This window comes from Bradyrhizobium sp. UNPA324 (assembly GCF_006658635.1).
In the GTDB taxonomy this organism is placed as follows: domain Bacteria; phylum Pseudomonadota; class Alphaproteobacteria; order Rhizobiales; family Xanthobacteraceae; genus Bradyrhizobium; species Bradyrhizobium nanningense.
Genome location: NZ_LFJD01000004.1, coordinates 140,089 through 152,996, shown reverse-complemented (window position 1 = coordinate 152,996; position 12,908 = coordinate 140,089). Strand labels below are relative to the sequence as shown.

Sequence of the window (12,908 nt, the reverse complement as noted above, 5' to 3'; positions counted from 1 at the left end):
CCACCGCTTCTCTCTCAACGGAAGCTGAAGAGGTGGGTTACGCCACCCTACGAGATCTCGCTATAGCCGCTTGATCGCAACGACCTCGCAGCCGGCCTGCCTGATCCGCGCAATGGCCGGCTCGATCGGTTCGATGATTGTCGCCATGTGATGCGCGTTGGCGTGAACCATGGTGCTGCCATCGCGGACGATCGCGACATGGCCTTTCCAGAAGATCAGGTCCCCGCGCCGCAAGCTTCGCTCATGCGGCTCCAGCGCGCGCCCGAGACCGGCCAGCTGCATGTCGCTGTCGCGCGGGCAGCCAATCCCCGCTGATGTCAACGAGACCTGGACGAGGCCGGAGCAATCGATGCCAAAACTGCTCTTCCCGCCCCAGAGATAGGGCGTGCCGACGAAGCGATCGGCGACCGCGACGAAGTCCGGCTCGCGGTGATCGAGTGAGGCAAGATGCGTCCTCGGCAGATATCTGCCGTCGCGCGTCACGGCGAAGCTACCCTCTTCGCGTGTCACGGCGAGCTTGGATCCCATCACCAGCGTGTCGGCCGGCGGCAGCTTGATCGAGGGACCGGGGAAGGCAAACGTCCGCAGCGCGCTGACCAGGTGAGTTGGTGCAGCCGATGGCTTCACCAGCGCCGCTTCCGGCAGCCAGCCGACATAGCCGTCGCCATTGAGCTGGCCCCACGCCCAACCCTCGCCGTTGCGGTCGTAGATGGTGACGCGTTCGCCGCGCAGTGCCTCCGTCATCAGCATCGCGTTCGAAGATGGCTGTTCGCGCAACGGCGCGACCGGTTCGATCACCTCGAATTCCTCGCCGGTGACGAAGCGATCCGCCTGCACCTTGCCTTCGAGATATTTCGCCGCGAGGTCGCCTCGCGCCGGTGTCAATCGCGGATCATGCATAGCGCTCGCTCAACAAGCTGTAGATGGCGCGCGCGGCCTGGCACTCGCCGCCTTCGGGGCGTGCGGGCTTTGCCGTCGGTGTCCAGCCGTAGATGTCGACATGCAGCCAGCTTCGGGCGTGTTCGACGAAGCGCTGCAGGAACAGCGCGCAGGTGATCGAGCCGGCAAAGCCGCCCGATGGCGCGTTGGTGATCGTGGCCGTCTTGGAGTCCAGCCAGGAATCGTAAGGCGGCCACAGCGGCATGCGCCACAACGGATCGTTCTCCTTCACCGCGCAGCGCGAAAGGTCGGCGGCAAGGGTCTCATCATTGGTGTAAAAGGGCGGCAAATCCGGTCCCAGCGCGACACGCGCCGCGCCGGTCAGCGTGCCCAGGTCGACCAGCAGGTCGGGTTTCTCCTCGTCGGCCAGCGCCAGCGCGTCGGCGAGCACCAGCCGGCCTTCCGCGTCGGTGTTGCCGATCTCGACGGTGATGCTCTTACGCGAGGTGAAGATGTCGAGCGGGCGGAAGGCATTGCCCGCGACCGCGTTCTCCACGGCCGGAATCAGCACGCGAAGCCGCACCTTCAGTTTCGCATCCATCACCATGCGCGCCAGCGCCAGCACATTGGCGGCGCCGCCCATGTCCTTCTTCATAATCAGCATGCCGCTCGACGGCTTCAGGTCGAGCCCGCCGGTGTCGAAGCAGACGCCCTTGCCGACCAGCGTCACGTTGGGATGCTCAGGGTCGCCCCAACCGATGTCGATCAGCCGCGGCGCGCGGCTGGAGGCCATGCCGACGGCGTAGATCAGCGGGAAGTGCTTCTCCAACTCCTCGCCGATGGTGCAGGCAAAGCTTGCCCCGAATTCGACGGCGAGCGCTTGCGCAGCAGCGGCGAGCTCTTCCGGCCCCATGTCGTTGGACGGCGTGTTGATGAGGTCGCGCGCGAGCATCGCTGCGTCGGCGATCCGCCCGATCTCGGTGGCGTCGATGCCGTCAGGCGGCACCAGCCGGACGTCGGGCCTGTCAGCCTTGCGGTAGCGCGCGAAGCGGTAGCACCCCAGCGCAAAAGCGAGCGCGGCCAGCCGTGTATCGTGTGGCGCATTGGCAAAACGATAAATGCCCGGCGGCAGCAGCCCGGGCAGGGCGCCGGGCCGAAACAGGTCGCGTGATTTTGCGGCGTCGTCCTCGAGGCCGAACAGCACCTGCGCTATCGTGCCGTCGGGCGCGGGCAGCGCCAGATAGGCGCCCGGCTTGGCCGTAAAGGCGCATGCAGTGGCGAACAGGCGTTGCGGTGGCGGCAGCGCCTCGGCGACCCGATCCCAGCTCGATTTCGTGACGAAAGTGATCGGGATGGCGGTGGGTGACGTCTCGAAGACAGAAGGCATTGGCGGGTCCGGATCGTCGGATCAAGCGGGCATGCGAACGGGACGAGACTTCGCAGAGTTTCGCCGCGGCTGCAATCGGCTTTGCTGTCACCGTTGGGCGAGCCCGCTACTCGCGGCAAGGGGGCCATGCTAGGTTCCGGCAACGGTTGCCAGGGACGACGATCGGGCGACCGCCGACAAACGCGCCGGGAGGACATGCGATGGAATTTGTGTGGAGCGTGGTCACATTCATCGGCCAGGCTATCGAGGTGATCTTTGGTTATGTCGAGCACCACCACTGGATCTTCGCGTTCCTTGCCGGCGGTTACGTCTTCTATCTCCACGACCGCTCCGTCCACGCGCGATTCGATGCGCTCGACAAGCGCATCGACGAAATCCGCAAGCGGCTCGCCATCGAATATTGAGGCGGCAATTGCAGGTGAGGGCGCTCGGCCTCGATCTCGACCTCGGCGATGGGGCGCCGCCGCAAACGTCGCCGTGAGAGGTGTGGTCCGGGAAGGGGCGTTAACCGGCCGTTAGGGTTAACAGTCTATTGCTGGCGCGTTCGGCTCGATCAATCGGCTCGAGAGTCAAGGCGTCATGCGTCAACGGTTCAGTCTCGCCCGGCTTCTTGCGTCCACCTCGCTGGTCGCGGCGGTGGCCATGGGCCTCGGCGGCTGCACGGGCATGTCGAAACTCTCCGACGTGACGGGTTCGCTCGGCGGACCACGGGCGGAGGCGGCTCCCGCCGATCCCGCGCGCGCCGTCGAGGTCTATGGCGAGCGCTACCGTGCCAATCCCCGGGATGCCGAGGCGGCGCTGGCCTATGGCCAGGCTTTGCGTGCCAACGGCCAACGCGCCCAGGCCGCTGCCGTGCTCGAGCAGGCGACCATCGCCAATCCCGGCAACAAGGCGCTGCTCGCGCAGTATGGCCGCGCGCTCGCCGACAACGGCAATTTCCAGCAGGCCTACGACGTCCTGTCGAAAGCGCATTCGCCTGACAATCCGGACTGGCGCCTGCTCTCGGTGCAGGGCACCGTGCTGGACCAGATGGGCCGTCACGAGGAGGCGCGCTCCTATTATACGAGCGCGCTCAAGATCGCGCCGGGTGATCCTGGCGTGCTTTCCAATCTCGGCCTGTCCTACATGCTGTCGAAGGATCTGCCCAAGGCCGAAGAGGCGTTGCGGCAGGCCTACGCCTCGCCGCGCGCCAGCAGCCGGGTGCGGCAGAATCTCGGCCTCGTCGTCGGTCTCCAGGGCCGCTTCGCTGAGGCCGAGATCATCGTGAAGGCGGATCTGCCGCCGGACCAGGCCGCGGCCAATGTTACGTATCTCAAGGAAATGCTGAGCCGCAGCGACAATCATCGCGGCGCGCCGAAGCGGACCCCGGTCGCCTCGCTCGACCAGCCCGATTGATCAGATCTGATCTTCAGCCATCGAAGTCGTCTCACCGACCCGCGTACGGCCAGCGGCTCCGTGTCACTGCATCTCGGTGATCTTGATGCCGGTCGGTCCGAGAATGACGACGAACAGCACGGGCAGGAAGAACAGGATCATCGGCACCGTCAGTTTCGGCGGCAACGCGGCGGCCTTCTTCTCGGCCTCGGTCATGCGCATGTCGCGGTTTTCCTGGGCCATGACGCGCAAGGATTGACCCAGGGGGGTGCCGTAGCGTTCCGCCTGCTGAAGCGCGAGACAGACCGACTTGACGCCCTCGAGTCCGGTGCGCCGCGCCAAATTCTCATAGGCGACCTTGCGATCCTGCAGGTAGGACAATTCGGCTGTGGTCAGCGTGAACTCTTCCGACAGCGCAATCGACTGTCCCACGATTTCGGTGGCGACCTTGCGGAACGCCATTTCGACCGACATGCCGGACTCGATACAGATCAGGAGCAGGTCGAGCGCATCGGGAAAGGCGCGCTTGATCGAGAGCTGGCGCTTGGAGATCGCATTCTTGAGGAACAGCATCGGCGCCTGGAGGCCGAGATAGGCCGCGCCGAGGCAGATGCCGATCTTGATCGGCATCGGCTTCTCCATGTGCGCGATCACGAAAACGTAGATGACCGAGCCGACGAAGAGCACGATCGGAGCGACCATGCGGGCAAACAGGAAGGTGATGTAGGGCGCCTGGCCGCGGTAGCCGGCCATAATGAGCTTGTCCCGCGCTGCCTCTTGCGCGAGCCATTTGGTGAGGTTGAAGTCCTCCACGACCTTGGAGACGAGCTGCTTCGGCGTCTGGCGCAGCGAGACCTTTTCATTCTTGTGAAGGCGCTCGCGCTCGCGCTGCCGGATGCGCTCACGCTCGCTCGCGACCGCCTTCATGCGCTTGGAGAGTCCCTCCCCGGCGAACAGCGGCATCACCAGCGTATAGACGGTGGCGCTGGCGGCGATGGCCGCCAGCAGCATCGTCATGAAGCGGACGTCGTGCAGTTTCGAAACGAGGAACTCGACCATGCGGCACCGTCAGAAGTCGAAATTGATCATCTTCTTCATCACCATGATGCCGATCGACATCCAGACGACGCAGCCGACCAGCATCAGCTGGCCAGTGGGGTGAGTCCAAAGTAGCGAGATGTAGTGCGGCGTCGTGAGATAGACGAGGAACATCACGATCGGCGGCAACGAACCGATGATGCCGGCCGAGGCCTTGGCTTCCATCGACATCGCCTGGATCTTCTCTTTCATCTTCTTGCGGTCGCGTAGCACCTTGGAGAGGTTGCCCAGCGCCTCGGAGAGGTTGCCGCCCGATTTCTGCTGGATCGAGATGACGATGCCGAAAAAGTTGGCTTCGGGCAGCGGCATGCGCTCATAGAGCCGGGAGCAAGCCTCGCCCAGCGGCATACCGATCGCCTGCGTCTCGATGATGGCGAGGAACTCGCTGCGCAGCGGCTCGGGCGAATCCGCAGCGACGACCTTGATCGATTCGAACAGCGGCAGGCCCGCCTTGATGCCGCGGACGATGACGTCGACCGCGTCGGGGAGCGCCTTCAGGAATTTGTCTTCCCGGCGCTTCTTCAGGAAGCCGAGGGCCCAGCGCGGCAGGCCGAAACCTCCGGCAAAGGCGAGACCAGCGGCGCCGAGCAACCCGCCGCCGACGAACAGGGCCGCCGCGAACAGCACGCCCGCCACGACGGCGGACACGATCCAGAATTTCTGCGGCGTCCAGTCCAGGCCGGCCTGGGACAGGCGGACATTGAGCGGAACGCTCTTCTCCTGCTGGCGCCGTGCCTCGAGATCCTTCAGCGACGTCTCGACTTGCTCGCGGCGCGATCGCTGGCTCTTTTCGCTCTGCTTGGCCGCAGGCGCGTCGGCACGCGAGATCGAGGCGCGTCGGCTTTCCGCCTTCCGTTCCCCGGAGAGCAGCGGATAGAGGAAAACCCAGGCGATGCCGCCAACGGCTGCGGTGGCGAGAAATGCGAGGGCGAGGACCTGTATGTTCATGGCGTCGCTGACCTGCTCACGTCGTGGGCGCCACTTCCGCGGCGTCGAGCGCGGCGGCAAGGCGCTTCTCCTCGCCGTAATAGCGGGCGCGTTCCCAGAACTTCGGACGGCCGATGCCGGTCGAGCGGTGCCGGCCGATGATCTTGCCGTTGGCGTCCTCGCCGATCATGTCGTAGAGGAAGATGTCCTGGGTGATGATGGTGTCGCCTTCCATGCCCATCACCTCGGTGATGTGGGTGATGCGGCGCGAGCCGTCGCGCAGGCGCGCGGCCTGGACGATGACGTCGATCGAAGCGCAGATCATCTCGCGGATCGTTCGCGAGGGCAGGGAAAAGCCGCCCATCGTGATCATGGATTCGCAGCGCGACAGGGCTTCGCGCGGGTTGTTGGCGTGCAGCGTGCCCATCGACCCGTCATGGCCGGTGTTCATGGCCTGGAGCAGGTCGAACGCCTCGGGTCCGCGGACTTCGCCGACGATGATGCGTTCGGGCCGCATACGCAGGCAGTTGCGCACCAATTCGCGCATGGTGACCTGACCCTCGCCCTCGATATTGGGCGGGCGGGTCTCCAGCCGCACCACATGGGGCTGCTGGAGCTGGAGCTCGGCAGCGTCCTCGCAGGTGATGACGCGCTCGTCGTGCTCGATGTAATTGGTCAGACAGTTGAGCAGCGTCGTCTTGCCCGAGCCGGTACCGCCGGAGATCAGCACGTTGCAGCGGACGCGGCCGATGATCTGGAGGATCTCGGCTCCTTCCGGCGAGATCGCCCCGAACTTGACGAGCTGGTCGAGCGTCAGCTTGTCCTTCTTGAACTTGCGGATGGTGAGCGTCGGGCCGTCGATCGACAGCGGCGGCACGATGGCGTTGACGCGGGAGCCGTCGGCGAGGCGTGCGTCGCAGATCGGCGAGGATTCGTCGACGCGCCGGCCGACCTGGCTGACGATGCGCTGGCAGATGTTGAGGAGCTGCTGGTTGTCGCGAAAGCGGATGCCGGTGCGCTGGATCTTGCCGGCGACCTCGATGTAGACGGTGTTGGCGCCGTTGACCATGATGTCGGCGATATCGTCGCGCGACAGCAGCGGCTCGAGCGGACCGTAGCCCAGAACGTCGTTGCAGATGTCGTCGAGCAGCTCTTCCTGCTCAGCGATCGACATCACGATGTTCTTGATCGCGATGATCTCGTTGACGATGTCGCGGATTTCCTCGCGGGCGGATTCCGAGTCGAGCTTGGCGAGCTGGGCGAGATCGATCGCCTCGATCAGGGCGCCGAAGATGGTCGCCTTGACCTCGTAATAATTGTCCGAACGCCGGCTCTCCATGGCCGGGGGCGGCGGGGCCTTGGCGGGAGCAAGCGGCGGCGAGGCGACGGCCGGCGGAGGCGGGGCGCGCGACACCGTCGGCGCTGGAGCCTGGGCAGGCTCGAGCGACACGGCGCCGGGCTTGGGCGCCCGAAGGTCGGTGTCTGTTCCGCTACGCTTACCGAACACTTAACAACTCCATGCGGCGGCTTATTTTCCCCGCAACTTGTCAATCAGGGGTGAAAACAGGGACGACTTTTGTTTCTTGGTTTCGCTGCGGCCGGTCAGGCGCTGGGCGATCTGAAGGAACATCTCGATCGACTTGTGGTTGGCGGAGATCTCCGCGATCATCTGGCCGTTGTTGGCCGCCGAGCCGAAGATCTGCGGCTCGAACGGGATCGAGACGATCGGCTGGCTCTCGATCGCCTTGGCGAACTCCGCGGCGGCGATTTCGGGCCTTTTTGGCACGCCGACCTGGTTCAGGCAGTAGAGCGGCGGCCGGTCGTTGGGGCGCGCGGCCTTCAACAGATCGAACAGGTTCTTGGTATTGCGCAGATTGGCGAGGTCAGGGGCGGCCACGATCAGGATGTCGTCCGCTCCGATCAAGGCGCGCTTGGTCCAGCCCGACCATTGGTGCGGAATGTCGAGCACGATGCATGGCATGGTGGAGCGCAGCGTGTCGAACACGGAGTCGAAGGCGTCGGTGCCGAAATCATAGACCCGGTCGAGTGTCGCCGGCGCCGCCAGCAGGCTGAGATGGTCGGTGCATTTCGACAGCAGGCGGTCGATGAAGGCGGTGTCGACGCGATCGGGCGAGAACACGGCGTCGGCAATGCCCTGCGGCGGATCCTGGTTGTAGTCGAGCCCGGCGGTGCCGAAGGCGAGGTCGAGATCGGCGACGACGGCGTCCATTGCGAGATCGCGCGCGATCGCCCAGGCGACGTTGTGGGAGATGGTAGAGGCCCCGACGCCTCCCTTGGCGCCGACCACGGCGATGATGCGGCCGACCGCCTTGGCTTCCGGCGCCGAGAACAGGTTGCAGATCGAGCGCACGACGTCGATCGCGCCGACCGGCGCGAGCACATAGTCGCTGACGCCGCGGCGCACCAGCTCGCGGTAGAGCATGACGTCGTTGATGCGGCCGATCACGACCACGCGGGTGCCGGCGTCGCAGACTGTGGCGAGCTGGTCGAGCCCGCCCAGGAGGTCGTTGCGGCCGTCGCTCTCGAGCACGATCACGTTCGGCGTGGGAGCCGAGCGGTAGGCTTCGATCGCGGCCGCCATGCCGCCCATCTGGATCTTCAGATGAGCCTTGCCGAGACGGCGATCCTCGCCGGCCGACTGCACCGCGGCAGCGGTCTCCACGGTCTCGCAGAAGGCCTGGACCGAGACGCGGGGCGCGGGTGCAATATGCTCCTCGACCGGCGGAGGGGCTGCTTCCGGCTGCTCTTCGTGTGTCTGGCGAGCGTAGCTGATCATTTGCCGGTGTCGCTGAGTTTGGCCTTGTCGGCCTCGGGATAGGTGGTCGCAGTCGTGACTCCCTTGCGATACTTCTCGAGGCCGGTGATGCGCCGCGGCGTGTAGGACGGCGTCTCAGGCCGCGGCTGCTCGAGATCCGACGGATTGTCGACCATCGCGGCGAGGTTGCGCTGATAGGCGCAGCCGTAATTGTAGTAGTCCTTGTTTTCGAACCAGCTCTTGTTCTTCATGGAAGGGCCGATGTCGTCCGGCCACAGGCCGCAGGGACCCGCGACCGCGGCGATCTTGGAATAGGTGAGCCGGATCGGCGGCAGGAAGCGCTTGTCCTCGGGCTGGTAGGGGTGAACGTTGACGCCCCGCGGTGGAACGCCTGCCGCCGCCAGCATCGCCTGAATTTCGCGCATCGTGTCCGCGACCGGACGCGCATTAGGCGTGCCGGACGGCACGTCGATGCGGATGGCGCCGGTGCCTTCGTGCAACCATGCCGATGCGACACCCATCACGTCCGCGCGCTGGGCAGCGGTCAATCCGCCGCGGGCATGACCGACGAAGACGACGATCGAGCGGTTCTGCTCCTCGATCGCGATCGGATGGCGCTGCTTGTAGTCGTCGGGAATGGAGGCGGTAACGACCTCGTCGTGTTGGCAGCCGCCGAGCGCGAGCGCCATGCCGACCAGCGCGCCACCGAGGCGGATGGCGCGTTTGCGAAGCTGGGGTGGTCTTGTGATCATCGTGAAGTCCCCGTTCCGCATCAGTCGGTAATGAAGCCGTAGGTACCGCGGTAATTCCTGGCCGGTTCGGTCCGGCCGGGCACGCCGTAGATGCGGTTGATGTTGCCGAGCAGCTGGGCCTGGGGATCCGCAGGCGGGGCGAAGCCGTCATCCGGCCGCGACAGGTCCTTTGGCGCCACCGCGCGAACGACATAGGGCGTCACGATCACGACCAGCTCGGTCGCGTTGTTGACGAAATCGCGGCTGCGGAACAGCGTGCCGAGAATCGGGAGCTGCATCAGTCCGGGCAGTCCGCTGATGGCCTGCTTGGTCTGCTGCTGGATCAGGCCGGCCATCGCCATTGCGCCGCCGGAGGGAATTTCCAGCGAGGTCTCCGCGCGGCGGGTCCTGATCGAGGGGACCGTGAGCGAGTTCACCGACGTCGAGGTCACGGCCTGCGACAGCGTGATCGCGTTTTCGTTCGAGAGTTCCGAGACCTCGGTCATCACGCGCAGGCTGATCTTGCCTTCGCTCAGCACCACGGGGGTAAAGTTGAGCGAGATGCCGAACTTCTTGAAGCTGATCTGGGTGGTACAGACATGGGTGGTGGGGTCGCACGCGTAGCCGGCCGGGACCGGGAATTCTCCGCCGGCGATGAACGTCGCCGATTCACCGGAGATTGCGGTCAGGTTCGGTTCGGCCAGCGTGCGGATCACACCCGCGGTTTCCATCGCGCGCAAGGTGGCCTGCACCGACGTCGAGCCGCCGAACTTCGTCGTCAAATTGTTGCCGTCCACCAGGTTCTTGCCGAGAGCCGTGAACGGATTGGAGTTGGTGAAGCTCACCACCGACGTGCCGTAGTTGAGGCTGGCGCTCAGGTCGATGCCGAGCTGCTTGACGATGGTGCGCTGGACCTCCGCCACCGTCACCTTCAGCATGACCTGGTCGCGGCCGCGCACCACGATCGAGTTGACCACCTTGTCGGCGCCGCCGGCCAGGCGCGCGGCGAGCTCGTTGGCCTGTTGCGCTTCCATCGGATTCGCCGCCGTGCCGGTCAGGACGATGCCGTCGCCGAGCCCGTCGATCTGAATGTCCGAATTGGGCAGGACCTGCTTCAGCGCGGCCCGCACGCCGTTGAGGTCGCGCTTGACCGCGATGTCATAGGCCGCAATCTGCTGACCGGCGGAATCGAAGAACACGATATTGGTCTGGCCGACCGTGGCGCCGATGATATAGGCGCGCTGCGCCGAGCGGACCACCGCGTTGGCGATCTTGGGATCGGCGACCAGCACGTCCTTGATGTCGCGCGGCAGGTCGATCACGATGGATTTGCCGACGCCGAGCGAGAGGAAGCGCGCGTTCATTTGGCCATCCGCCGCAGCCTGCGCCACCGGACGATAATCGGCGGCGACTACGGGGTTCAGCATGGGGTTGAGCGCCAGCGCCAGAGCGGCCGAAAACGACAGGGCGCGGACCGCTGAGGTTCGCATCGTCGCCAAATCCACCCTGCGTTTCATATCGACTGTCTTCATCGTGCTTTCGCCGTCTGACTTGGAATGCCGTAGCGAATGATCGAAATACCGTCCCGCTTCTGCGCGGAATCGTCGAGCGTGATTTCGCTCATCTTGACGTCGACGATGCTGCGCAGCGCCAGCGACAGCGTGCCGCTCTGGCGGGCCGCGGAGAGTGTCGCGGTCTGCGCGGGATTGAGCTCGAGGGTGACGGTCTTGCCGACCACCGCGTTCTGACCGTCCTTTTCCTTTGGCGCCTGGTCGATGGCCAGGACACGGATATTGGCCAGGATGATCTCGGAGGTGACGACGTCGGGGGCGCCGTTGTTCTGGTCCGGGTTCTTCAGCCGGCGGGTCAGAAGGACGTCGACGCGATCGTTGGGCAGGATGAAGCCGCCTGCGCCGGTCTCCGGCGAGATCTCGGTCGAGATCGCCCGCATGCCGGTGGGCAGGATTGCCGCCATGAAGCCGGAGCCTTCTGCCTTGACCAGCTTCTGGTCGCGGATCGGCTCACCTTGAATGAAGGGAGCGCGCGCGATCGAACCGGTGACCTGGGTCGCGCCCTCGGGACGCTCGCTGCGGCGGATGAAGGTGGCGCTGGCGGTCGCGGCCGGCCAGGTCTGCCATTGCACGTCCTCCGGCTTTACGGTCTGGCCGAGGCCGATGTCGTTCTTGGCCACGAGGACGTCGACGGTCGGAAGCTGGGCGACCGGAGCAGCCGGAGGCGGCGCAGATCTGTCCGAGCCGCTCGCCAGGTACGCGGCGACGCCGCCGGCGCAGATGGCGACCGCCAGGACGACAATGCGTGCCCTATTCATACGCTTCACTTTCCAACAAGACGCCGCGACGCTTCCGCCGCCGTAATCGGCAGTTGACCAGCTATTCGTCAAAGCATGGTTAATGAGGCGTATCTAAATCGCCTTAACGCCGGGTTTACCCGGTGCGTTCAGCGCAGTGCGAGGTGAGCGAGGTCGATCGCCTTCACCCATTCGGTCTCCGGGTAGACCATCAGCGCGCTCAGCGCGAGCGCGATGCCATAGGGGATGCCGCTCTCCTTGGCGTGCAGCCGTGCCAGCCAGGCCTGACCCGCCAGCCCGTAGGGCAGCGGCCATTGCCGGAACTGGAGCAGGAGCAGCGTCAGCGCGCCGCCGAACAGCGAGGCGTAGAGCAGGAAGTTCATCAGCTGGGCGAACCCGAACCAAAGCGCGACGGAGGCCGCGACCTTGGCATCGCCGCCGCCGACCCAGCCCATCGCAAAACAGGTGAAGGCCACGACGAGGAGAAGCGCGCCGGCGCCGACATGACTCAGCATCTCGTAAGGTGCCATGCCACCGGCGAGGGCGAGCGCGAAGAAGCCTGCGACCAGCGCCAGCGACACGCGGTTCGAGATCGTCATCGTGAAGAGATCGCTCGCGGCGGCGAACGCCATCACGGCAGGGAAGAGCAGAAGGCGCGCAAGGTCGAGGATCATGGGCTGCGTCTTGAGGCCTGGGTTTGCCGCGGGAACTGGCGTCGCCGGATTCTAGCCGCCAGTTGCTAAACAAACCGACAACGGCAGCGAGGGTCACGCGAGGCCGAAGCCGCGGAACGCGTGCTTACCAGAGGCTGGCAATGCGCGCGGCGAGTGCGGCTGTTGCAAGCAGCAGCGCAAGGCAGACCCAATAGACCGGCGAGCCGGCCTGCGCCGCAGCTGCCTCGTTCGCCGCGACCGCGGCACCGGTTCTGTACTTGCGCAACGCCACTGGAACTCGCCGTCTTCAGAAAAACAAAGGCCCCGGAGGTCCGGGGCTTTTGCCGTCATTCGTGTGTTGCTTACTTCAGCCCGGTGCTGATCGCGGTGAACTTGGTGTTCAGCGTGGTGCCCAGGCTGTTGACGACGGTGATGATGGCCAGCGCGATGCCGGCGGCGATCAGACCGTATTCGATGGCGGTAGCGCCGGATTCATCCTTCGCGAAACGCGCAATCAAGTTCTTCATGAACAAACTCCATTCGGGTGGGATCGCCTCGTTCGGCGCTGTCTTTGACCCGATGACAATGAGAGCCCAGCTCTTTCGGTAGAGTTAATCCGATCGCGTAAACCCGCGTCTGGCGCAATGCTTTGGTCCAGAGTGAATTTCGCCTTAAAGCGGCAGCTTCAATTCCTCCCGGTTCCAGATGCATCGCCGGCGCAGCGGCTGCTTCACCCTCCCTTAAATTTCACGGAGTAGGCGTAAGAGCACACAAA

At 65.1% G+C, this 12,908-nt stretch carries 14 protein-coding genes; 2 read left to right on the top strand and 12 right to left on the bottom strand.

What is annotated here, in order from left to right; genetic code table 11:
* Positions 1 to 60 precede the first annotated feature (60 nt).
* Together UNPA324_RS00765 and UNPA324_RS00760 are read right to left on the bottom strand one after the other, a co-directional pair.
* A complete protein-coding gene (locus tag UNPA324_RS00765) occupies positions 61 to 900 on the bottom strand; it encodes a C40 family peptidase (protein WP_141932967.1) in 840 nt (279 codons plus the stop codon).
* Positions 893 to 2,266, bottom strand: a complete 1,374-nt coding sequence (locus UNPA324_RS00760; RefSeq protein WP_141932965.1) for a leucyl aminopeptidase family protein — start codon at positions 2,264 to 2,266, stop codon at positions 893 to 895. Before UNPA324_RS00760 ends, UNPA324_RS00765 begins: the two co-directional genes overlap by 8 nt.
* Before the next feature lie 200 nt (positions 2,267 to 2,466).
* On the opposite strand from UNPA324_RS00760, the gene UNPA324_RS00755 reads away from it, so the two are divergent.
* Positions 2,467 to 2,670 carry a hypothetical protein gene (locus UNPA324_RS00755; protein ID WP_141932963.1) on the top strand — a complete coding sequence of 68 codons (204 nt, stop codon included), beginning with the start codon at positions 2,467 to 2,469 and terminating at the stop codon, positions 2,668 to 2,670.
* 175 nt (positions 2,671 to 2,845) lie between these two features.
* Complete coding sequence (locus tag UNPA324_RS00750; RefSeq protein WP_128922181.1) at positions 2,846 to 3,661, top strand: tetratricopeptide repeat protein; 816 nt, start codon at positions 2,846 to 2,848, stop codon at positions 3,659 to 3,661.
* Positions 3,662 to 3,724: 63 nt separating this feature from the next.
* Here the strand turns inward: UNPA324_RS00750 and UNPA324_RS00745 are convergent, their stop codons facing one another.
* The 10 genes from UNPA324_RS00745 to UNPA324_RS00705 form a co-directional block, all read right to left on the bottom strand.
* Positions 3,725 to 4,699 carry a type II secretion system F family protein gene (locus UNPA324_RS00745; protein ID WP_128922180.1) on the bottom strand — a complete coding sequence of 325 codons (975 nt, stop codon included), beginning with the start codon at positions 4,697 to 4,699 and terminating at the stop codon, positions 3,725 to 3,727.
* A gap of 9 nt (positions 4,700 to 4,708) precedes the next feature.
* Positions 4,709 to 5,686 (bottom strand): type II secretion system F family protein, encoded by a 978-nt coding sequence (locus UNPA324_RS00740; protein WP_128922179.1) that lies wholly within the window; start codon positions 5,684 to 5,686, stop codon positions 4,709 to 4,711.
* A 16-nt stretch (positions 5,687 to 5,702) separates the two neighbouring features.
* Positions 5,703 to 7,172, bottom strand: a complete 1,470-nt coding sequence (locus tag UNPA324_RS00735; RefSeq protein ID WP_028138538.1) for a TadA family conjugal transfer-associated ATPase — start codon at positions 7,170 to 7,172, stop codon at positions 5,703 to 5,705.
* Positions 7,173 to 7,193: 21 nt separating this feature from the next.
* Positions 7,194 to 8,462 carry a CpaE/TadZ family protein gene (locus tag UNPA324_RS00730; protein ID WP_128922178.1) on the bottom strand — a complete coding sequence of 423 codons (1,269 nt, stop codon included), beginning with the start codon at positions 8,460 to 8,462 and terminating at the stop codon, positions 7,194 to 7,196.
* Positions 8,459 to 9,193, bottom strand: coding sequence for a CpaD family pilus assembly protein (locus tag UNPA324_RS00725; protein ID WP_141932960.1), 735 nt, complete (start codon positions 9,191 to 9,193; stop codon positions 8,459 to 8,461). Before UNPA324_RS00725 ends, UNPA324_RS00730 begins: the two co-directional genes overlap by 4 nt.
* A gap of 20 nt (positions 9,194 to 9,213) precedes the next feature.
* Positions 9,214 to 10,689, bottom strand: a complete 1,476-nt coding sequence (locus UNPA324_RS00720) for a type II and III secretion system protein family protein (protein WP_164936624.1) — start codon at positions 10,687 to 10,689, stop codon at positions 9,214 to 9,216.
* Between the two features lie 11 nt (positions 10,690 to 10,700).
* A complete protein-coding gene (cpaB, locus tag UNPA324_RS00715; RefSeq protein ID WP_181769244.1) occupies positions 10,701 to 11,501 on the bottom strand; it encodes a Flp pilus assembly protein CpaB in 801 nt (266 codons plus the stop codon).
* 128 nt (positions 11,502 to 11,629) lie between these two features.
* Positions 11,630 to 12,154, bottom strand: coding sequence for an A24 family peptidase (locus UNPA324_RS00710; RefSeq protein WP_128922174.1), 525 nt, complete (start codon positions 12,152 to 12,154; stop codon positions 11,630 to 11,632).
* 124 nt (positions 12,155 to 12,278) lie between these two features.
* Complete coding sequence (locus UNPA324_RS34905; protein WP_164936602.1) at positions 12,279 to 12,425, bottom strand: hypothetical protein; 147 nt, start codon at positions 12,423 to 12,425, stop codon at positions 12,279 to 12,281.
* A gap of 70 nt (positions 12,426 to 12,495) precedes the next feature.
* Positions 12,496 to 12,660, bottom strand: coding sequence for a Flp family type IVb pilin (locus UNPA324_RS00705; protein WP_128922173.1), 165 nt, complete (start codon positions 12,658 to 12,660; stop codon positions 12,496 to 12,498).
* Between the last annotated feature and the right edge of the window lie 248 nt (positions 12,661 to 12,908).